Raw genomic sequence first — 20,850 nt, 5'->3', positions numbered from 1 at the left:
TCATCAGCAACTCTGTATAAAATTCCAGGGGTCTGACGGGACCCCGATTCTTTCCGGCGGTGCCAATGGACGTTTCTTACCTGCTCGACAGCCTCAACGATAAACAGCGCGAAGCCGTCGCGGCGGAGCGGACCAACATGCTGGTGCTCGCCGGCGCTGGCAGCGGCAAGACGCGCGTGCTGGTGCATCGTATCGCCTGGCTGCAGAGCGTTGAAAACTGCTCACCGTACTCGATCATGGCCGTCACCTTTACCAACAAAGCGGCGGCGGAAATGCGCCACCGTATTGGCGAGCTGATGGGTACCTCGCAGGGCGGCATGTGGGTGGGCACTTTCCACGGGCTGGCGCACCGTCTGCTGCGCGCCCATCATCTGGACGCCAACCTGCCGCAGGACTTTCAGATCCTCGACAGTGAAGATCAGCTGCGCCTGCTTAAGCGCCTGATTAAAGCCATGAATCTGGATGAGAAGCAGTGGCCGCCGCGTCAGGCGATGTGGTTTATCAACAGCCAGAAAGACGAAGGGCTACGTCCGCACCATCTGCAAAGCTACGGTAACCCGGTCGAGCAAACCTGGCAGAAGGTGTACCAGGCCTATCAGGAAGCCTGCGATCGCGCCGGGCTGGTGGATTTTGCCGAGCTGCTGCTGCGCGCCCATGAGCTGTGGCTTAACAAGCCACATATTCTTCAGCACTATCGAGAACGTTTTACCAATATCCTGGTGGACGAATTCCAGGATACCAACAACATTCAGTACGCGTGGATCCGCCTGCTGGCGGGCGATACCGGCAAAGTGATGATCGTTGGCGACGATGACCAGTCGATCTACGGCTGGCGCGGCGCGCAGGTGGAGAACATCCAGCGCTTCCTCAACGATTTCCCCGGCGCGGAAACCATCCGCCTGGAGCAGAACTACCGTTCGACCAGCAATATCCTCAGCGCGGCGAACGCCCTGATTGAGAACAACAACGGGCGTCTGGGCAAAAAGCTGTGGACCGACGGCGCAGACGGTGAACCGATCTCCCTCTACTGCGCGTTCAACGAACTCGATGAAGCCCGCTTTGTGGTCAACCGGATTAAAACCTGGCAGGACAACGGCGGCGCGCTGACCGAATGCGCCATTCTTTACCGCAGCAACGCCCAATCGCGCGTGCTGGAAGAGGCGTTGTTACAGGCCAGTATGCCGTACCGTATTTACGGCGGCATGCGCTTCTTCGAACGCCAGGAAATCAAAGATGCGCTTTCTTATTTGCGCCTGATTGCCAACCGTAACGACGACGCAGCGTTTGAGCGCGTGGTCAATACGCCGACGCGCGGTATCGGCGATCGTACGCTGGACGTGGTGCGTCAGACTTCCCGCGACCGCCAGCTGACGTTGTGGCAGGCGTGCCGCGAGCTGCTGCAGGAGAAAGCGCTAGCGGGCCGTGCGGCGAGCGCATTACAGCGTTTTATGGAGCTGATTGACGCGCTGGCGCAGGAAACTGCCGATATGCCGCTGCATGTGCAGACCGATCGCGTGGTGAAAGACTCCGGCCTGCGCACAATGTACGAGCAGGAAAAAGGCGAGAAGGGCCAGACCCGCATCGAAAACTTAGACGAACTGGTGACGGCTACGCGCCAGTTCAGCTACAACGAAGAAGACGAAGATTTAATGCCGCTGCAGGCATTCCTTTCCCACGCGGCGCTGGAAGCCGGGGAAGGGCAGGCCGATACCTGGCAGGACGCCGTGCAGCTGATGACCCTGCACTCGGCGAAAGGTCTGGAATTCCCGCAGGTGTTTATCGTCGGTATGGAAGAGGGGATGTTCCCCAGCCAGATGTCGCTGGATGAAGGCGGCCGCCTGGAAGAGGAACGTCGTCTGGCCTACGTCGGCGTGACGCGTGCGATGCAGAAGCTGACGCTGACCTACGCTGAAACCCGCCGTCTGTATGGCAAAGAGGTGTATCATCGTCCGTCGCGCTTTATTGGTGAACTGCCGGAAGCGTGCGTTGAAGAGGTACGCCTGCGCGCCACCGTGAGCCGCCCGGTGAGCCATCAGCGGATGGGTACGCCGATGGCGGAAAACGACACCGGCTACAAGCTCGGCCAGCGCGTACGCCATGCGAAATTTGGCGAGGGTACCATCGTTAACCTGGAAGGCAGCGGCGAACACAGCCGCCTGCAAGTTGCGTTCCAGGGGCAGGGAATTAAATGGCTGGTCGCGGCCTACGCCCGGCTGGAAACGGTATAACTTTCAGAAAAATATAATCATTTTGTAACGATCTGCTAGCCTTACGGAAGAGAAGGTAATTAATCCCGGTTAGCGTTTCGTTGCGTGTTGACGTCGTTTTTTTGCTGGCGTAACATGCGCGCACGATTACGCTAAGAGGACAAAGCCTTGGACACACCCAGTAGATGCTGGCTCACCTTCCTGTCATCCAGGAACAACTCCTAAGGCTATCCTCTTATGCTGATAGCCTTAGCGGTTGTCAGCGACCCGTATTTTATCCCGTCGCATTGAGTCAGGCTGTTTAATGGTCTGAAACCCCTGTAGTTTCTGTGTGCCCACCGGCTGTCCGATAATTTTTTGCATTGGGAGTCCCGGTCATGCTGAGCGCATTTCAACTGGAAAACAATCGTTTAACGCGTCTTGAGGCGGATGAGATCGATCACCTCGCCAGCTCGGTTTGGGTAGATTTGGTCGAGCCGGACGACGATGAACGAAACCGTGTGCAAAAGGATTTGGGCCAGAACCTGGCTACGCGCCCCGAACTGGAAGACATCGAAGCATCCGCACGTTTTTTTGAAGACGAAGACGGCCTGCATATTCACTCCTTCTTCTTCTATGAAGATGCGGACGATCACGCAGGTAACTCCACCGTCGCATTCACCATCCGCGAAGGGCGTCTGTTTACGCTGCGCGAGCGCGAGCTGCCGGCATTCCGCCTGTATCGTATGCGTGCGCGTAACCAGTCGATGGTTGATGGCAACGCCTACGAGCTGCTGCTTGACCTGTTCGAAACCAAAATCGAACAGTTGGCGGATGAAATTGAAAACATCTACAGCGATCTGGAAAAGCTGAGCCGCGTCATTATGGAAGGGCATCAGGGCGATGAGTATGACGAAGCGCTCTCGACGCTGGCGGAGCTGGAAGATATCGGCTGGAAGGTTCGCCTGTGTCTGATGGATACCCAGCGCGCGCTGAACTTTCTCGTGCGTAAGGCGCGTTTACCGGCCAGTCAGCTCGAACAGGCGCGCGAAATTTTGCGCGATATCGAGTCGCTGTTGCCACACAACGAATCGCTGTTCCAGAAGGTTAACTTCCTGATGCAGGCGGCGATGGGCTTCATCAACATCGAACAGAACCGCATTATCAAGATCTTCTCGGTGGTGTCCGTGGTGTTCCTGCCGCCGACGCTGGTGGCTTCAAGCTATGGGATGAACTTTGAGTTTATGCCAGAGCTGCGCTGGAGCTTTGGCTATCCGGGGGCGATTATCTTTATGATTCTGGCGGGGCTTGCGCCGTACCTGTACTTCAAACGTAAGAACTGGCTGTAAATGTCGTGCCGGATGGCGATGCGCTTATCCGGCCTACACAAGATGATACGTAGGCCGGATAAGCGCATCGCCATCCGGCAACGTCTTAGCCCCGACGCCCTCGTCTTTGCGTATAAATTGCATCCATCACGAAAATCGCCAGCGCGACCCAGATAAACGCGAAGGTGACCATCTTGTCCGCCCCCGGTACTTCACCGTAGAACGTGACCGCCAGTAGGAACATCAGCGTAGGGCCAATGTACTGGAAGAACCCCAGCGTCGACAGGCGCAGGCGGGTTGCGGCGCCGGTAAAGCACAGCAGTGGAATGGTTGTCACCACGCCTGCGGCAATCAGCAGCAGGTTCAGAGACCACGAGTTATTGCCCATATGGCTGGTTGCGCTGTCGGCGATACCAAACAGATAAATCGCCGCCACCGGCAGTAGCCAGAGCGTTTCAAACAGCATACCCGTCTGCGCATCGACGGCGATTTTCTTACGCACCAGGCCGTAAAAGGCGAAGCTGAACGCCAGGCCCAGGGCGATAATAGGCAGCGAGCCGAAGGTCCACAGCTGCACCAGTACGCCGCAGATGGCCAAAATGACCGCCAGCCACTGCATACGGCGGAAGCGCTCGCCGAGGAAAATCATCCCCAGCAGGATATTCACCAGCGGGTTAATGAAGTAGCCGAGGCTGGCTTCCAGCATGTGATGATTGTTAACTGACCAGATAAACAGCAGCCAGTTACCGCCGATCAGCACCGCAGAGAGCGCCAGCAGAAAGACCTTTTTGGGCGTTTTCAGCAGCGTTCTCACCTGTGACCACTGACGGCTGATGCTAATCAAGGCCACCATAAAGAAAAATGACCAGATGACGCGGTGCGTCAGGATTTCATCGGCAGGGACATAGTAAATCAGCTTAAAATAGGCGGGCGCAATGCCCCAGATAAAATAGGCGGCAAGGGCGAGCAGTACGCCCTGCCGCGTCTGTTTGGGATCCATGTGAAACATCCATTACGAAAAAGTCGCGCAATTTTACGCGATTCTGGCGGTTATCCCACCATATAAGTCGCCGTAGCGCTGGCGATATGCGTTTTCTCTTCGTTGTGCAACTCGACGCGGGCAACCGCCACTTTGTTTCCGGCGCGCAGCAGCGTGCTGCTGGCGGTAAAGCGCGTGCCGCGGCCCGGGCGCAGGTAGTCGACCCGCAGGTCAATGGTGCCCATCTTCGACAGCCGCTGGCGCAGCTCGTCTTCGTTGATGGTATCGTGGCGCGTTAACGTACTGCCTACGCACACCAGACCGGCGGCGACGTCCAGCGCCGAGGCGATGACCCCGCCGTGCAAAATGCTTTGCGCCCAGTTCCCTACCATCATCGGCTGATTATTAAAGCTCAGCTGTGCGAAGGCTTTTTCATAGACCTCCAGCTCCAGATTCAAAGCGCGATTGAACGGCATATGGTAGACAAAGATTTCCCCAACCAGCTTGAGCGCGTCGGCGGCGGTGAGTTCGGCAGACATAATGACCTTATTTTGTTTGTTAATAAAATGTTGATTTTATGCCCTTCGGGTGTTGATTTCTACTTTCAGAAAGGTTTGATGAGCAAGAACCGTGTAAAAAGGTAGAATGCGTGTCATTTTATTATTCATTATTTTTATATATCTCAGGGGAAAGTGACTGATGCGACTCTCAAGGAGTGGGTTATTGGCGCTGCTGCTGCCTGTTTCGGCGTTGGCGCAGGAAGCGACAATTAAAGAAGTTCATGATGTTCCGGCGGTGCGCGGCAGCATTATTGCTAATCTTCTGCAGGAGCATGAAAATCCATTCACGCTCTACCCCTATGAAAGTAACTATCTGCTGTACACCTGGACCAGCGATCTCAACAAAGAAGCCATTCGCTCGTACGACTGGGCTGAAAACGCACGTAAGGATGAGGTGAAGTTTCAACTGAGTATGGCCTTCCCGCTGTGGCGCGGCATTCTGGGCGATAACTCGGTGCTGGCGGGGTCCTATACCCAGCGCTCTTGGTGGCAGCTTTCCAACAGCGGCGAGTCTGCACCGTTTCGCGAAACCAACTATGAGCCGCAGCTTTTCCTCGGCTTTGCCACCGACTACCGCTTTGCCGGCTGGACCCTGCGTGACGTTGAGTTTGGCTTCAACCATGACTCTAACGGCCGCTCTGATCCTACCTCGCGTAGCTGGAACCGACTATACACGCGTCTGATGGCGCAAAACGGCAACTGGCTGGTGGAAGTGAAGCCCTGGTACGTGGTTGGCGATACCGACGATAACCCAGATATCACCAAATACATGGGCTACTACCGGCTGAAAATTGGCTATCAGCTGGGCGATGCGGTGCTGAGCGCACAGGGACAATATAACTGGAACACCGGCTACGGCGGCGCGGAGCTGGGCGTGAGCTACCCCATCAGCAAACACGTGCGCCTGTACACACAGGTCTATAGCGGCTACGGTGAATCACTGATCGACTATAACTTTAATCAGACCCGCGTGGGCGTGGGTGTGATGCTTAACGATCTGTTTTAACTGCATATCCGCTGGTTTGTTGCGAGCACGGCCGAAGGAATTCGTCTAAAACATTGCAGTTTGGCACGCAGGCGCTGAAAATAGCGCCTGTTTTTATTTTCAGGTGAATGGGGTCAACGTGGCACAGGCGGAAGTTTTAAATCAGGAATCGCTGGCTAAACAGGTTTTGCAGGAGACCTTTGGCTATCAGCAATTCCGCCCGGGCCAGGAAACCATCATCGATACCGTACTGAGCGGGCGCGACTGTCTGGTCGTGATGCCTACCGGTGGCGGTAAATCCCTGTGTTATCAGATTCCTGCGCTGGTAATGGATGGCCTCACGGTGGTGGTTTCGCCGTTGATTTCGCTGATGAAAGATCAGGTCGATCAGCTGCTGGCCAACGGGGTAGCGGCGGCGTGCATTAACTCCACGCAAACCCGCGAGCAGCAGCAAGAGGTGATGGCCGGCTGCCGTAACGGGCAGATTCGTCTGCTCTACATTGCCCCGGAACGCCTGATGCTGGATAACTTCCTCGATCACCTGGCGCACTGGAATCCGTCGATGCTGGCGGTGGATGAAGCCCACTGTATCTCCCAATGGGGGCATGATTTCCGCCCGGAATACGCTGCGCTGGGCCAGCTGCGACAGCGCTTCCCCGCGCTGCCGTTTATGGCGTTGACCGCCACCGCTGATGACACGACCCGCAGCGACATCGTTCGGCTGCTCGGGCTTAACGACCCGCTGATTCAAATCAGCAGCTTTGATCGGCCGAATATTCGCTATATGTTGATGGAGAAGTTTAAACCGCTCGATCAACTGATGCGCTACGTGCAGGAGCAGCGCGGTAAGTCCGGCATTATCTACTGCAACAGCCGCTCGAAGGTAGAAGACACCGCCGCGCGTCTGCAAAGCCGCGGTATCAGCGCGGGTGCCTATCATGCCGGGCTGGAAAACGACGTACGTGCCGACGTGCAGGAAAAATTCCAGCGCGACGATCTGCAAATTGTCGTGGCGACCGTTGCGTTCGGCATGGGTATCAACAAGCCCAACGTGCGGTTTGTGGTGCATTTTGATATTCCACGCAATATCGAATCCTACTACCAGGAGACCGGCCGTGCCGGACGAGACGGTCTGCCTGCGGAAGCGATGCTGTTTTACGATCCGGCGGATATGGCGTGGCTGCGCCGTTGCCTGGAAGAAAAACCCGAGGGCATGCTGCAAGACATTGAGCGCCATAAGCTTAATGCCATGGGAGCCTTTGCTGAGGCGCAGACCTGCCGACGCCTGGTGTTGCTCAACTACTTCGGTGAAGGGCGCCAGGAGCCGTGCGGCAACTGCGATATCTGTCTCGACCCGCCGAAACAGTACGACGGCGTACAGGACGCACAGATTGCTCTGTCAACGATTGGCCGGGTTAACCAGCGCTTTGGTATGGGCTATGTGGTTGAAGTGATTCGCGGCGCCAACAGCCAGCGTATCCGCGAGTTCGGCCACGATAAGCTTAAAGTCTACGGTATGGGGCGTGATAAAAGCCATGAACACTGGGTCAGCGTCATTCGTCAGCTGATTCACCTCGGCTTCGTCACCCAAAATATCGCCCAGCATTCAGCCCTTCAGCTTACCGATGCGGCACGCCCGGTGCTGCGCGGTGAAGCGCCGCTCCAGCTTGCGGTGCCGCGTATTGTGGCGCTGAAGCCGCGCGTCATGCAGAAAGCGGCGGTCGGTAACTACGACAAGCAGCTGTTTGCCAAGCTGCGTAAGCTACGTAAAGCCATCGCTGATGAAGAAAACATCCCGCCGTACGTGGTCTTTAACGACGCGACGCTGATTGAAATGGCCGAACAGATGCCGATATCACCGAGTGATATGCTGAGCGTTAACGGCGTGGGGACACGCAAACTGGAGCGCTTTGGTCGGGAGTTCCTGGCGCTGATTCGCGTTCACGTCGACGGCGATGATGAAGAGTAGTCAGGCGGCGGAAAAAGTGTCAGGATAGTTACCCACTGTACTATTTTCCGCGAATGTATCGCCCCGTTTGGTAGGTCTATCATGATAACGCTGTTTCTCACCGTCGCGCTGGTGCACATCATTGCCTTGATGAGCCCGGGGCCAGATTTCTTTTTTGTTTCCCAAACAGCCGTCAGCCGCTCGCGAAAAGAAGCGATGATGGGCGTACTGGGAATTACCTGCGGCGTGATGGTTTGGGCTGGCGTGGCGCTGCTCGGTCTGCATCTGATTATCGAAAAAATGGCGTGGCTGCATACCATTATTATGGTCGGTGGCGGCCTGTATCTATGCTGGATGGGCTATCAGATGCTGCGCGGGGCGTTAAAGAAAGAAAAAGTATCGGCGGAAGCTGAACCGCTGGTTGAACTGGCGCAGGGTGGGCGAAGCTTTATGAAGGGGCTGCTGACCAATCTGGCTAACCCAAAAGCGATTATCTACTTTGGCTCGGTGTTCTCGCTATTCGTTGGCGACAGCGTTGGCGCAGGCGCGCGTTGGGGGATTTTCGCGTTGATTATCATTGAAACGCTGGCCTGGTTCACGATTGTCGCCAGCCTGTTCGCACTGCCCGCAATGCGTCGCGGCTATCAGCGTGCGGCGAAGTGGATTGACGGCGTGGCGGGCACCCTGTTTGCGGGCTTTGGCATTCACCTGATTATTTCGCGCTAACCGCGCTGTCCCACCCGACGACGTGTTTCCGGGTGGGCTGCGTTATTTCAGCGAGTGAGCTGCTGTAGTTCATCGGCTGAAAGGCCGGTGATTTCCATAATCATGCTATTGTCGAGACCTTTAGCCAGCATTGCTTTCGCAACATCCTGCATGGCGGCAAATTTACCTTCCTGAATACCTTCCTTTCGCCCAATCAGCTTCAACTCTTCTGCCATGGTCATAAATTTATCTCCATGCTCCGGCACGCGCTGTGCCAGCCCATACAATAATTTCTGAACGTTTCGAGCTTGTCCCGCCTGTACCATGTAGTTTATCAGGATGGTTATTTGTTGTCCGCTCAACAGTCCTGATATGAACAGTTTGGCGAGCTTATCCTCCAGCTGTGCCATATCACGGAGACGGATATGCTTTTGTACCAGCGTAAGCGCGGCCATACTGCGATGTTGCATAATTTCTTCGTCAGGAATGGTGGTGATATCGACGAGCGGAAAAGCATGGCTGTAAAGCTGGAGCGCCGCATTCGGATCGTGAAATTCATCCAGCCAGTTCAGCGTCCAGGGGTAGGGGCTGCGCTTGCCGTGATAGAACAGAATAGGGATTACTAGCGGCAGTTTCTTATGACCCGCATTGAGATGCTGCTGCATCGCCGCTACGGCGTAGCGTAGCAAGCGGAAAGCCATATGTTTGTCCGGCGAGCTCTGGTGCTCAATAAGAACATGGATATAGCCGCACCCGGTCATTGTTTGTAGGGAATAGATAATATCGTTGTAGTAAGGGCGCAGGTCGTCCTCAATAAAACTCCCTGACTCTAAGCGCAGCGTCTCCAGTTTGCACCGTTTTATTAGCGCCGGCGGTAGGTGAATCTCGATAAAATCCCGCGCGGTTTCCACGCGGGACAGGAAGGTTTTGAAGACCGCGTCATGCGGTGAAGCAGCTTCCGCCATCGTCCGTCATCCTTGAATGAGAAGGTCTGGCGGTATTCTGGCACCGACGTGTCCGCGTCAATAACGGAAATTTAAAACCGTTTCCGGCTATGCGTGCGGCCTCGTACCAATTTGGCGGCCAGCAACGTTGGTGACAAAAAAACTGCGAGCCGCGTTCACGCGTGCCGTGCCGACGCCAGCAGCGCCCCTACCAGCATAAACAGTGAACCAAACACCTTATTCAACGCTTTCATCTGCTTCGGCCCTTTAATCCACGCCGAAATACGCTGCGCCAGCGTAGCGTAGCCAATCATCACGATGATATCGACCACGATGGTGGTCACGCCGAGTACCAGATACTGCATGACCTGCGGCTGATGCGGCACGATAAACTGCGGGAACAGCGCGGCAAGAAATACGATGCTTTTCGGGTTAGTCAGGTTTACGAATATCGCCCGCTGGAACAGCTTGCCTCGCGACTGTGTTTTCGCCAGCGTTTTCAAGTCGATAGCACCCGCTGCCCGCCACTGTTGGATACCGAGCCAAATCAGGTATGCCGCGCCCGCCCACTTCAGCACTTCAAACGCCAGCACCGAGCGGGAAAACAGCGTCCCCAGCCCTACGCCAACCAGCACGATATGAATCGCCAGACCGGTCTGCAGCCCGGCAATTGACGCCGCTGCGCCGCGGTAGCCGTGGTTGATGGAGGTTGTCATGGTATTGATCGCACCTGAGCCCGGTGACAGGCTGAGAATTATGGATGTTAGCAGGTAGGCGAACCACCATTCGAAGGTCATGAGAAACTCCCTGATTGTCTGTTTTTATGCCACAATACGCTAATGTGCAGACGTTGTGTTATACGTCACAAAAAAACAATTTTCAGCGGTTAACAGGGGTGGAAGCCCGATGTTTCAACAGCAAAAGGATTGGAATACCAGAGAAAACGCGTTCGCTGCGTTTACCACCGGGCCGTTAATGGATTTCTGGCGCGGGCGGGAAGAGGCAGAGTTTAGCGGCGTCGATTGCGTTCCGGTACGATTTGTTCGCTTCAGTTCGGACCAGCATGACCGGGTTATCGTGGTTTGCCCTGGGCGAATTGAAAGCTATGTGAAGTATGCGGAACTGGCGTACGATCTCTTCCACAGCGGTTTTGATGTACTGATTATTGACCATCGCGGTCAGGGGCGTTCCGGGCGTATGCTTTCGGATCCTCATCGTGGGCACGTGGCGAACTTTAGCGACTACGTCGACGATCTGGCCGCCTTCTGGCAGCAAGAGGTGCTGCCCGGGCGCTGGCGCCAGCGGTTTATTCTGGCTCACTCCATGGGGGGCGCGATTGCAACGCAGTTTTTGCAACGCTATCCGCAGGGCTGTGATGCCGTCGCGCTTTGCGCGCCGATGTTCGGTATTATCATGCGTCTGCCGGAATGGGTGGTACGGCCGCTTCTCGATTGGGCTGAGGGCCATCAGCGTCTTCGGGAAGGGTATGCCATGGGTACGGGTCGCTGGCATGCGCTGCCGTTCGGTCTCAACGTGCTGACCCATAGCCGCGAACGCTATCGGCGCAACGTGCGTTTTTACGCCGATGAACCCCGGCTACGCGTAGGCGGGCCGACGTACCACTGGGTCAGAGAAGGCATTCTGGCCGGGGAGCAAATCCTTGCCAACGCGGTGAACGACACGTTCCCGGTGCTGCTGATTCAGGCAGAAGAAGAACGCGTTGTGGATAACCGTATGCACGACCGTTATTGCGCACTTCGCGCCGAAGCGGGCCATCCCTGCGAGGGGGGTAAACCGCTGGTGATCGCAGGTGCCTACCATGAGATCCTTTTTGAAAAGGACACTATGCGCTCAGTCGCGCTCAATGCCATCGTCGATTTTTTCCATCGGCACCCTTAATTCGGCGTCAGCGCCGCACTTTTTAGAGGTTAAATTCGTTTATGTACCAGGTAGTCGCGTCCGATCTAGATGGCACCTTACTCTCCCCTGACCACCACTTAACGCCGTACGCCAAAGAGACGTTGCAGCTGCTGACCGAGCGCGGTCTGAACTTTGTGTTCGCCACCGGGCGTCACTATATCGACGTCGGGCAAATCCGCGATAACCTGGGGATCAAATCTTACATGATCACCTCCAACGGCGCGCGCGTGCACGACGCCGACGGCAAACAGGTTTTCGCCCACAACCTCGATCGTGATATTGCCGCCGATCTGTTTGGTATCGTCCACGGCAACCCGGATATCGTGACCAACGTCTATCGTGAAGACGAGTGGTTTATGAATCGCCATCGTCCGGAAGAGATGCGTTTTTTCAAAGAAGCGGTGTTCAACTACACCCTCTATGAGCCGGGTATGCTGGAACCGGAAGGCGTGAGCAAGGTCTTCTTTACCTGCAACGATCACGAAACGCTGCTGCCGCTGGAACAGGCGATCAACGCCCGCTGGGGCGACCGCGTCAACGTCAGCTTCTCCACCCTGACCTGTCTGGAAGTAATGGCCGGCGGTGTCTCAAAAGGCCATGCGCTGGAAGCCGTTGCAAAAGCGATGGGCTATACGCTGAAAGACTGCATCGCGTTTGGCGATGGTATGAACGATGCGGAAATGCTGTCGATGGCCGGTAAAGGCTGCATTATGGAAGGGGCGCACCAGCGTCTGAAAGATCTGCATCCAGACCTTGAGGTCATTGGTTCGAATGCCGATGACGCGGTGCCGCACTATCTGCGTAAGCTGTATCTCGATTAATTATTGACGAGTGTCTGTTTTGTAGCCAGTTGTCAACTTCCATCTCCGCTACAATGAATGTTCATTTTCCAATCGGACATTCATTGTGGCGCTCCTGATTATTACCACGATTCTGTGGGCTTTCTCGTTTAGCTTTTACGGCGAATATCTTGCCGGGCATGTTGATAGCTACTTTGCGGTGCTGGTGCGCGTGGGGCTGGCGGCGCTGGTGTTTCTGCCGTTCCTGCGTACGCGCGGGCACAGTCTGAAAACCGTGGGGCTGTATATGCTGGTGGGCGCGATGCAGCTTGGCATTATGTATATGCTGAGTTTCCGCGCATACCTGTATCTGACCGTATCGGAGCTGCTGCTGTTTACCGTGCTAACGCCGCTCTATATCACGCTGATTTATGACCTGATGAGCGGTCGTCGCCTGCGCTGGAGCTACGCTTTTAGCGCGCTGCTGGCGGTGATTGGCGCGGGGATTATCCGCTACGACCATGTCACCCACCATTTCTGGACCGGCCTGGTGCTGGTGCAGCTCTCTAATATCGTTTTCGCTATCGGTATGGTGGGCTACAAACGGCTGATGGAAACCCGCCCGATGCCGCAGCATAACGCATTTGCCTGGTTCTATCTTGGCGCGTTTCTGGTGGCGGTGGTGGCCTGGACGCTGCTTGGCAATGCGCAGAAAATGCCGCAGACGCTACCGCAGTGGGGCATCCTGGTGTTTCTTGGCGTGGTGGCGTCGGGAATTGGCTACTTCATGTGGAACTACGGTGCTACGCAGGTAGATGCAGGCACCCTCGGCATCATGAACAATATGCACGTACCTGCGGGCCTGCTGGTGAATCTGGCTATCTGGCACCAGCAGCCCCACTGGCCGACCTTCCTTACAGGCGCGGCTGTGATCCTGGCCTCGCTGTGGGTGCATCGGCACTGGATCGTTCGGCATTCTTCACAAACGGCAGATGATCGCAAGCGTGGTTCCGCGCTGAGCGAATAAACGCGTCCACGACCGGCTGACGCTGCTCGCCGTCGCGCACGGCGGCGTATAGCCGGCTCCACAGCCCTTCGCCCAGGGTTTTGGTGACCACCAGACCCTGGCGCTCGAAGCTTTCCACCACCCAGTGCGGCAGGGCGGCAATGCCCATCCGCGCGGCCACCATCTGAATCAACAGCAGCGTGTTATCGACGCTTTTCAACTGCGGGCTGATCCCCGCTGGCTGCAGGAAGTGACGCCAGATATCCAGGCGCTGACGCTGCACCGGGTAAATCAGCAGCGTTTCCGCCGCCAGGTCTTCCGGCGTCACGCGTGCTTTGGTCGCCAGAGGGTGATCCGGTGAGAGAATCAGGCGCACTTCATAATCAAACATCGGTGAATAGTGCAGGCCGCTGCGTGGCAGAATATCGGATGTCAGGACAATATCGAGCTCGCTTTGCTGTAACGCTGGCTGCGGGTCGAAGGTGACGCCGGACTTAAAGTCCATCTCCACCTGCGGCCACTGTTTGCGGAAATTCTCAAGCGCAGGCGTCAGCCACTGAATACAGCTGTGGCATTCGATAGCAATACGCAGCGTTGCCTGCTGCGGCTCGTGGCAGGCCTGCAGCGCCTGCGCGATTTGCGGCAGCACCTGATTAGCCAGCTGTAACAGAATCTCGCCCTGCGGCGTGAAGCGCAGCGGCTGACTCTTGCGGACAAACAGTCGAAAGCCGAGGCGCTGCTCCAGATCGCTGAACTGGTGAGAAAGGGCGGATTGCGTCTGATGCAGCGTTGCCGCGGCAGCCGCGAGCGATCCGCTGTTTCGCAACGCCTGGAGCGTTTTCAGATGTTTAATTTCAATCATGAAAGTCCTTCACTTCGGCATGAACAATTTGCGCTTGAGGATTATACAGTACCTGTCGATTATGGATGTGTAAACATCTGGATGGCTAAATACTGAAAATTCCATGAGAGGCATATGATGACTATTCAAAACCACACCCTCGGTTTTCCTCGCGTTGGCCTGCATCGCGAGCTGAAAAAAGCGCAAGAGAGCTACTGGGCGGGGAACGCCTCCCGTGAAGATCTGCTGGCCGTGGGCCGCGAACTGCGGGCCCGTCACTGGGAGCAGCAAAAACAGGCGGGCGTTGACCTGCTGCCGGTCGGCGATTTTGCTTGGTACGATCACGTACTAACGACCAGCCTGCTGCTGGGCAATGTCCCAGCTCGCCACCAGAACAAAGACGGCTCCGTTGATATTGATACGCTCTTCCGCATTGGGCGCGGCCGCGCGCCAACCGGCGAGCCTGCTGCGGCGGCCGAAATGACCAAATGGTTTAACACCAACTACCACTACATGGTGCCGGAATTCACCAAAGGCCAGCAGTTCAAGCTGACCTGGACTCAACTGCTGGATGAAGTGGACGAAGCGCTGGCGCTCGGCCACAAGGTGAAGCCTGTGCTGCTGGGGCCGATAACCTACCTGTGGCTGGGCAAAGTAAAGGGCGAGCCATTCAACCGCCTGAGCCTGCTGAATGACATTCTGCCGGTTTACCAGCAGGTGCTGGCCGAGCTGGCAAAACGCGGTATTGAGTGGGTGCAAATCGATGAACCAGCGCTGGTGCTGGAGCTGCCGCAGGCGTGGCTGAATGCCTTCAAACCGGCATACGATGCGCTTGCCGGGCAGCTGAAGCTACTGTTGACGACCTACTTTGAAGGCGTCACGCCGAACCTGGACACCATCGCCGCGCTGCCGGTTCAGGGGCTGCACGTCGACTTTGTCCACGGCAACGATGATGTGGGCGAACTGCATCAACGCCTGCCTGCAGACTGGCTGCTCTCCGCTGGCCTGATCAATGGTCGTAACGTCTGGCGCGCCGATCTCAGCGAAAAATACGCGCAAATTAAAGATATCGTCGGCAAGCGAGCGCTGTGGGTTGCCTCTTCTTGCTCGCTGTTGCATAGCCCCATCGATCTGAGTGTGGAAACCCGACTGGATGCGGAAGTGAAGAGCTGGTTTGCCTTCGCCCTGCAAAAATGTGGCGAACTGGCACTGCTGCGTGATGCGCTGAACAGCGGTGACACGACGGGTATTGTTGAGTGGAGCGCGCCGATTCAGGCTCGTCGTCACTCGACCCGCGTGCATAACCCGGCGGTTGAAAAACGGCTGGCGGCAATTACCGCACAGGATAGCCAGCGAACCAGTGCGTACCCGACCCGTGCGGCCGCGCAGCGTGAGCGCTTTAATTTACCCGCGTGGCCGACCACCACAATTGGTTCGTTCCCGCAAACGACCGAGATACGCGGCCTGCGTCTGGACTTTAAAAAGGGCAATCTCGATGCAAACCGCTATCGCACCGGAATTGCTGAACACATTAAGCAGGCGATTATTGAACAAGAGCGTCTGGGCCTCGACGTACTGGTGCACGGCGAAGCCGAGCGTAATGACATGGTGGAGTACTTTGGGGAGCACCTGGACGGCTTCGTCTTCACCCAGAATGGCTGGGTGCAGAGCTATGGCTCCCGCTGCGTGAAGCCGCCAGTGGTGATTGGCGACGTAAGCCGCCCGGAACCGATAACCGTGGAGTGGGCGAAGTACGCGCAGACGCTGACCGACAAACCGGTAAAAGGGATGTTGACTGGCCCAGTGACCATTCTTTGCTGGTCGTTCCCACGCGAAGATGTGACCCGCGAAACCATCGCCAAACAAATTGCGCTGGCGCTGCGCGACGAAGTGGCAGATCTCGAGGCGGCGGGGATTGGTATTATTCAGATTGATGAACCGGCGCTGCGTGAAGGGCTGCCGCTGCGTCGCAGTGATTGGGCTGCCTATCTGGCGTGGGGCGTGGAGGCCTTCCGTATCAACGCCGCAGTGGCGAAGGATGAAACCCAGATCCACACCCATATGTGTTACTGCGAGTTCAACGACATTATGGATTCCATTGCCGCGCTTGATGCTGATGTGATCACCATTGAAACCTCGCGTTCCGACATGGAGCTGTTGGAGTCGTTTGAGGCGTTCGATTACCCGAACGAAATCGGACCGGGCGTGTACGACATTCACTCACCAAATGTCCCGAGCGTGGAGTGGATTGAAGCGCTGTTGAAGAAAGCGGCGCAGCGTATTCCGGCGGAGCGCTTGTGGGTAAACCCGGACTGCGGCCTGAAGACGCGCGGCTGGCCGGAAACGCGAGCGGCGTTGGCGAATATGGTGAAGGCGGCGCAGAATTTGCGTCAGGGATAAAAAAACGGAGGCGGTTGCCTCCGTTTTCTTTTTACTGAAATGTTAGCCTTTCTTGCCGTTGTACTGTGCGAACCACGCCAGCATGCGCTGCCAGCCGTCTTTCGCCGACTCCTCGTGATAGCTCGGGCGGTAGTCAGCGTTGAAGGCATGGCCCGCATCTGGATAAACCACGATTTCCGCTTTGGCGTTTGCTGCCCGCAGCGCCTGACGCATGGTTTCCACCGAATCGAGTGAAATACCGGTATCTTCACCGCCGTACAGACCTAGCACCGGCGCATTGAGATCGACGGCGATATCGACCGGATGTTTAGGGCTATTCAGCGTTTTGTCTCCCGTCAGACGACCGTACCAGGCGACGGCCGCTTTCAGCTGCGGGTTGTGCGCGGCGTACAGCCACGTAATGCGCCCGCCCCAGCAGAAGCCGGTGATCGCCAGGCGGTTGGCATCGCCGCCGTTGCGGGCCGCCCAGCTGGCGACGTGGTCGAGATCGGCCAGCACCTGCGCATCGGGAACTTTGGTCACCAGGCCGCTGAACAGCGAGGGGATGTCATCATAATCATTCGGATCGCCCTCGCGGAAATAGAGCTCCGGGGCGATGGCCAGATACCCTTCCAGCGCCAGCCGGCGGCAGATATCGCGGATGTGTTCATGGACGCCAAAAATCTCCTGCACTACGATGATTACCGGTAGCGGCGCATCGCTGTGCTTTGGCCGCGCGTGATAGGCTGGCAGCATATCGCCCTGTGACGGAATAGAGGTTTCACCCGCCGTAATGGCCTCTCCGGGCGTATGAACGGTTGTTGAGGCATGAGGTGAAGCAGCAGGGGCAAATCCAGGTTGTTTGTTGGTTGTCATGGCATTCTCCGTACCCTTTTAAATAAACGCATAGCCAAATAACAGTGCCTCAATGCGACGTATTTTTGTGCAGCAGGAATTAACAATAACTTGTTAATGTGATGTAAATCACTAATTAAGTGGAATTGAATGTAATAATTTTAGTTCTTAGTGATGGTAGTCACGAAAAAGAGTCATGGTCTTCTATAAAGTACATTTTTGCTTCTTCTGACAAAACTGAACCACAGAGGAGTTCTTTATGTCCAAGTCTGATGTTTTTCATCTCGGCCTCACTAAAAACGACCTACAAGGGGCGACGTTAGCTATCGTCCCCGGTGACCCGGAGCGTGTGGAAAAGATCGCCGCGCTGATGGAAAAGCCGGTCAAACTGGCATCGCATCGTGAATTTACCTCCTGGCGTGCTGAACTCGACGGCAAGCCGGTTATCGTGTGCTCAACCGGTATCGGTGGCCCATCAACCTCTATCGCCGTAGAAGAGCTGGCACAGCTCGGTATTCGTACCTTCCTGCGTGTCGGTACAACGGGCGCTATCCAGCCAAATATCAACGTCGGTGACGTTCTGGTCACCACCGCATCGGTCCGTCTGGACGGTGCAAGCCTGCACTTTGCGCCGATGGAATACCCGGCGGTTGCCGATTTCGCCTGTACTACCGCGCTGGTTGAAGCCGCAAAAGCCGTTGGCGCGACCACCCACGTGGGCGTAACGGCGTCTTCTGATACCTTCTATCCTGGCCAGGAGCGCTATGACACCTTCTCTGGCCGCGTAGTAAGAAACTTCAAAGGCTCCATGGAAGAGTGGCAGTCAATGGGCGTGATGAACTACGAAATGGAATCCGCTACGCTGCTGACCATGTGTTCAAGCCAGGGTCTGCGTGCCGGGATGGTGGCGGGCGTTATCGTCAACCGCACCCAGCAGGAAATTCCGAATGCAGAGACCATGAAGCAGACCGAAAGCCACGCGGTGAAAATCGTGGTGGAAGCGGCGCGCCGTCTGCTGTAATTCTGGTTTTCCCCCGACAAAAGGCCGACTCGTTCGGCCTTTTTCTTTTTGCGTGGACGCTCGCAGGAAACTGCTTTAAAACTGGACGTTTATACAGCACAATTCTATTTTTTGCAGATAACCGGTTTAGGCAGGGGGCATTGTGGATATTGCCGTGGTGATTTATGCGCTGGTAGCGCTTGCGGGCATGGTGATTGGCTGGCTGGCGGCGAGCTATCGCGTGGCGCAGCAGCGGGCAGAACGGCTGGCGGAAGAGCGTGATATTTACGGCGAACTGAGCGCGGCGAAACAGCAGATAGCCCAGAATGCCCACTGGCGCGAAGAGTGCGAGCTGCTGAATAACGAGCTACGCAACCTGCGGGAAATCAACTCGTCGCTAGAGGTCGACCTGCGCGAGGTGACCACGCTGCTGGAAACCACCCGCCAGCACGGCGATGAAAAATATCGCCTGATGCTTAACAGCGAGCAGCGACTGAGCGAGCAGTTTGAAAACCTTGCCAACCGTATCTTCGAGCAAAGCAACCGCCGCGTGGATGAACAGAACCGGCAGAGTCTGCACGGCCTGCTCACGCCGCTGCGCGAGCAGCTCGATGGTTTTCGCCGTCAGGTGCAGGAAAGCTTCGGCCAGGAGGCGCGCGAGCGTCATACCCTGGCGCATGAAATTCGCAATCTTCAGCAGTTGAACGCGCAGATGGCGCAGGAAGCGGTCAATCTGACGCGGGCGCTGAAAGGCGACAATAAAACCCAGGGCAACTGGGGTGAGGTGGTGCTGACCCGCGTGCTGGAGGCCTCTGGCCTGCGCGAAGGGCACGAATACGAAACCCAGGTGAGTATCGCGACCGATAGTCATTCACGCATGCAGCCGGACGTGATCGTCCGCCTGCCGCACCGTAAAGACGTGGTGGTGGATGCCAAAATGACCCTGGTGGCCTACGAGCGCTACTTTAACGCCGACGATGACTACACCCGCGAAGCGGCGCTGCAGGAGCATATCGCGGCGGTACGTAATCATATCCGCCTGCTGGGGCGTAAAGACTATCAGCAGCTGCCGGGTCTGCGTTCGCTGGACTATGTGCTGATGTTTATCCCCGTTGAGCCGGCGTTTCTGTTGGCCCTGGATCGCCAGCCCGAACTTATCAGCGAGGCGCTGAAAAATAACATTATGCTGGTTAGCCCCACCACGCTGCTGGTGGCGCTGCGTACGATTGCCAACCTGTGGCGCTATGAACATCAGAGCCGCAATGCGCAACATATTGCTGAACGCGCCAGCCGCTTATATGACAAAATGCGGCTCTTCGTGGATGACATGTCGGCTATTGGCCAGAGTCTCGATAAAGCGCAGGATAACTACCGCCAGGCGATGAAAAAACTCACTACCGGGCGCGGCAATCTGCTCACGCAGGCGGAAGCCTTCCGCCATCTTGGCGTTGAGGTGAAGCGCGAGATTAATCCGGATTTGGTTGAGCAGGCTACGGCGCAGGACGATGATTTTCGTCTGCGCGACGACACGGACTCCAATGATGACAATTCGTTAGCCGCAGAACGCCGCTAACCCGGCCGCGCAGCGGATTTCGTAACGGGGTGGAATCGTAGGGCAATTGCGCCCAATCTGTTACACTTCATGAACATTTTCTTGATAAGCAGGCATAGAGATGGTTGAGGATTCACAAGAAACGACGCACTTTGGCTTTCAGACAATCGCCAAATCTCAGAAAGAAGACATGGTGGCGCATGTATTCCATTCTGTCGCCGCAAAATACGATGTCATGAATGACCTGATGTCATTCGGTATTCATCGTCTATGGAAGCGTTTTACCATTGATTGCAGCGGCGTGCGCCGTGGACAGACGGTCCTCGATCTGGCGGGCGGTACCGGCGACCTGACGGCAAAATTCTCGCGTATGGTCGGTGAAACCGGCCGCGTTGTGCTGGCGGATATTAACGACTCCATGCTGAAAATGGGGCGCGAAAAGCTGCGTAACATCGGCGTGGTGGGCAACGTGGAATATGTTCAGGCGAACGCAGAAGCGCTGCCGTTCCCGGATAACACCTTCGATCTGATCACTATCTCCTTCGGCCTGCGCAACGTCACCGACAAAGACAAAGCGCTGCGCTCTATGTACCGCGTGCTGAAACCGGGTGGACGCCTGCTGGTGCTCGAGTTCTCCAAACCGGTTTTCGACCCGCTGAGTAAGGCCTACGATGCCTATTCGTTCCACATTCTGCCGCGTATCGGTGAAGCGGTGGCCAATGACGCAGACAGCTATCGCTATCTGGCGGAGTCTATTCGTATGCATCCGGATCAGGACACTCTGAAAGCGATGATGCAGAACGCCGGGCTGGAAAACGTTGACTACTACAACCTGACGGCAGGGATTGTCGCGCTGCACCGCGGCTATAAATTCTGATAAGTG

General features: G+C 56.2%; 19 protein-coding genes. 13 read left to right on the top strand and 6 right to left on the bottom strand.

The genetic code is table 11. The features are described from left to right. Positions 1-65 precede the first annotated feature (65 nt). The 3 genes from uvrD to corA all read left to right on the top strand — a co-directional run bounded on the left by uvrD (position 66) and on the right by corA (position 3,535). Positions 66-2,228, top strand: a complete 2,163-nt coding sequence (uvrD, locus tag V6942_RS21280) for a DNA helicase II (RefSeq protein ID WP_182929690.1) — start codon at positions 66-68, stop codon at positions 2,226-2,228. A gap of 147 nt (positions 2,229-2,375) precedes the next feature. Further along, positions 2,376-2,432, top strand: coding sequence for a YsgD/CorL family protein (ysgD, locus tag V6942_RS21275; RefSeq protein WP_218007475.1), 57 nt, complete (start codon positions 2,376-2,378; stop codon positions 2,430-2,432). 152 nt (positions 2,433-2,584) lie between these two features. Beyond that, on the top strand, positions 2,585-3,535 hold the full coding sequence (gene corA, locus V6942_RS21270; RefSeq protein WP_106929866.1) for a magnesium/cobalt transporter CorA: 951 nt from the start codon (positions 2,585-2,587) through the stop codon (positions 3,533-3,535). Between the two features lie 85 nt (positions 3,536-3,620). On the opposite strand, the gene rarD is transcribed toward corA, so the two are convergent. Together rarD and yigI are read right to left on the bottom strand one after the other, a co-directional pair. After that, complete coding sequence (gene rarD / locus V6942_RS21265; protein WP_333501776.1) at positions 3,621-4,514, bottom strand: EamA family transporter RarD; 894 nt, start codon at positions 4,512-4,514, stop codon at positions 3,621-3,623. 50 nt (positions 4,515-4,564) lie between these two features. Next, positions 4,565-5,032, bottom strand: coding sequence for an acyl-CoA thioesterase YigI (gene yigI / locus V6942_RS21260; protein ID WP_106929870.1), 468 nt, complete (start codon positions 5,030-5,032; stop codon positions 4,565-4,567). Positions 5,033-5,192: 160 nt separating this feature from the next. On the opposite strand from yigI, the gene pldA reads away from it, so the two are divergent. From pldA to rhtC, 3 genes are all read left to right on the top strand, one after another. Further along, entirely contained in the window at positions 5,193-6,059 is an 867-nt protein-coding gene (gene pldA, locus V6942_RS21255) for a phospholipase A (RefSeq protein ID WP_106929872.1), read from the top strand. A gap of 118 nt (positions 6,060-6,177) precedes the next feature. Continuing rightward, a complete protein-coding gene (gene recQ, locus V6942_RS21250) occupies positions 6,178-8,007 on the top strand; it encodes an ATP-dependent DNA helicase RecQ (protein ID WP_333501775.1) in 1,830 nt (609 codons plus the stop codon). An 81-nt stretch (positions 8,008-8,088) separates the two neighbouring features. Beyond that, on the top strand, positions 8,089-8,712 hold the full coding sequence (gene rhtC / locus V6942_RS21245) for a threonine export protein RhtC (RefSeq protein ID WP_182929687.1): 624 nt from the start codon (positions 8,089-8,091) through the stop codon (positions 8,710-8,712). 47 nt (positions 8,713-8,759) lie between these two features. Here rhtC and V6942_RS21240 read toward each other — a convergent pair whose 3' ends face one another. Together V6942_RS21240 and rhtB are read right to left on the bottom strand one after the other, a co-directional pair. Beyond that, positions 8,760-9,656, bottom strand: a complete 897-nt coding sequence (locus tag V6942_RS21240; protein ID WP_182929686.1) for an Rpn family recombination-promoting nuclease/putative transposase — start codon at positions 9,654-9,656, stop codon at positions 8,760-8,762. A gap of 155 nt (positions 9,657-9,811) precedes the next feature. Further along, complete coding sequence (gene rhtB, locus V6942_RS21235; RefSeq protein ID WP_106929878.1) at positions 9,812-10,432, bottom strand: homoserine/homoserine lactone efflux protein; 621 nt, start codon at positions 10,430-10,432, stop codon at positions 9,812-9,814. A 109-nt stretch (positions 10,433-10,541) separates the two neighbouring features. On the opposite strand from rhtB, the gene pldB reads away from it, so the two are divergent. The 3 genes from pldB to V6942_RS21220 all read left to right on the top strand — a co-directional run bounded on the left by pldB (position 10,542) and on the right by V6942_RS21220 (position 13,361). Beyond that, the gene (gene pldB / locus V6942_RS21230) at positions 10,542-11,534 is read left to right on the top strand and encodes a lysophospholipase L2 (RefSeq protein ID WP_333501774.1); all 993 of its coding nucleotides are present in this window, start codon (positions 10,542-10,544) and stop codon (positions 11,532-11,534) included. Positions 11,535-11,575: 41 nt separating this feature from the next. Next, positions 11,576-12,376, top strand: a complete 801-nt coding sequence (gene yigL, locus V6942_RS21225) for a sugar/pyridoxal phosphate phosphatase YigL (protein ID WP_106929882.1) — start codon at positions 11,576-11,578, stop codon at positions 12,374-12,376. Between the two features lie 85 nt (positions 12,377-12,461). After that, positions 12,462-13,361: a carboxylate/amino acid/amine transporter gene (locus V6942_RS21220; protein ID WP_106929884.1), complete on the top strand. Its 900-nt coding sequence runs from the start codon at positions 12,462-12,464 to the stop codon at positions 13,359-13,361. On the opposite strand, the gene metR is transcribed toward V6942_RS21220, so the two are convergent. After that, positions 13,249-14,202, bottom strand: a complete 954-nt coding sequence (gene metR, locus V6942_RS21215) for an HTH-type transcriptional regulator MetR (RefSeq protein ID WP_106929886.1) — start codon at positions 14,200-14,202, stop codon at positions 13,249-13,251. The two genes, V6942_RS21220 and metR, sit on opposite strands and share 113 nt — an antisense overlap. 117 nt (positions 14,203-14,319) lie before the next feature. Between metR and metE the strand changes: the two genes are divergently transcribed. Next, positions 14,320-16,581 (top strand): 5-methyltetrahydropteroyltriglutamate--homocysteine S-methyltransferase, encoded by a 2,262-nt coding sequence (gene metE, locus V6942_RS21210; RefSeq protein WP_333501788.1) that lies wholly within the window; start codon positions 14,320-14,322, stop codon positions 16,579-16,581. A gap of 42 nt (positions 16,582-16,623) precedes the next feature. Here the strand turns inward: metE and V6942_RS21205 are convergent, their stop codons facing one another. Further along, a complete protein-coding gene (locus tag V6942_RS21205) occupies positions 16,624-17,436 on the bottom strand; it encodes a dienelactone hydrolase family protein (protein WP_106929888.1) in 813 nt (270 codons plus the stop codon). A gap of 238 nt (positions 17,437-17,674) precedes the next feature. On the opposite strand from V6942_RS21205, the gene udp reads away from it, so the two are divergent. The 3 genes from udp to ubiE all read left to right on the top strand — a co-directional run bounded on the left by udp (position 17,675) and on the right by ubiE (position 20,844). Further along, positions 17,675-18,436 (top strand): uridine phosphorylase, encoded by a 762-nt coding sequence (gene udp, locus V6942_RS21200; protein ID WP_182929684.1) that lies wholly within the window; start codon positions 17,675-17,677, stop codon positions 18,434-18,436. A gap of 142 nt (positions 18,437-18,578) precedes the next feature. Beyond that, entirely contained in the window at positions 18,579-19,988 is a 1,410-nt protein-coding gene (rmuC, locus tag V6942_RS21195; RefSeq protein ID WP_106929892.1) for a DNA recombination protein RmuC, read from the top strand. A gap of 100 nt (positions 19,989-20,088) precedes the next feature. Further along, positions 20,089-20,844 (top strand): bifunctional demethylmenaquinone methyltransferase/2-methoxy-6-polyprenyl-1,4-benzoquinol methylase UbiE, encoded by a 756-nt coding sequence (ubiE, locus tag V6942_RS21190; protein ID WP_106929894.1) that lies wholly within the window; start codon positions 20,089-20,091, stop codon positions 20,842-20,844. Positions 20,845-20,850 lie beyond the last annotated feature (6 nt).

Source organism: Kluyvera genomosp. 2, from assembly GCF_036759865.1.
Lineage (GTDB): Bacteria > Pseudomonadota > Gammaproteobacteria > Enterobacterales > Enterobacteriaceae > Kluyvera > Kluyvera ascorbata_B.
The sequence above is the reverse complement of the archived record's forward strand: the minus strand, read 5'-3'. Positions and strand labels throughout refer to the sequence as shown.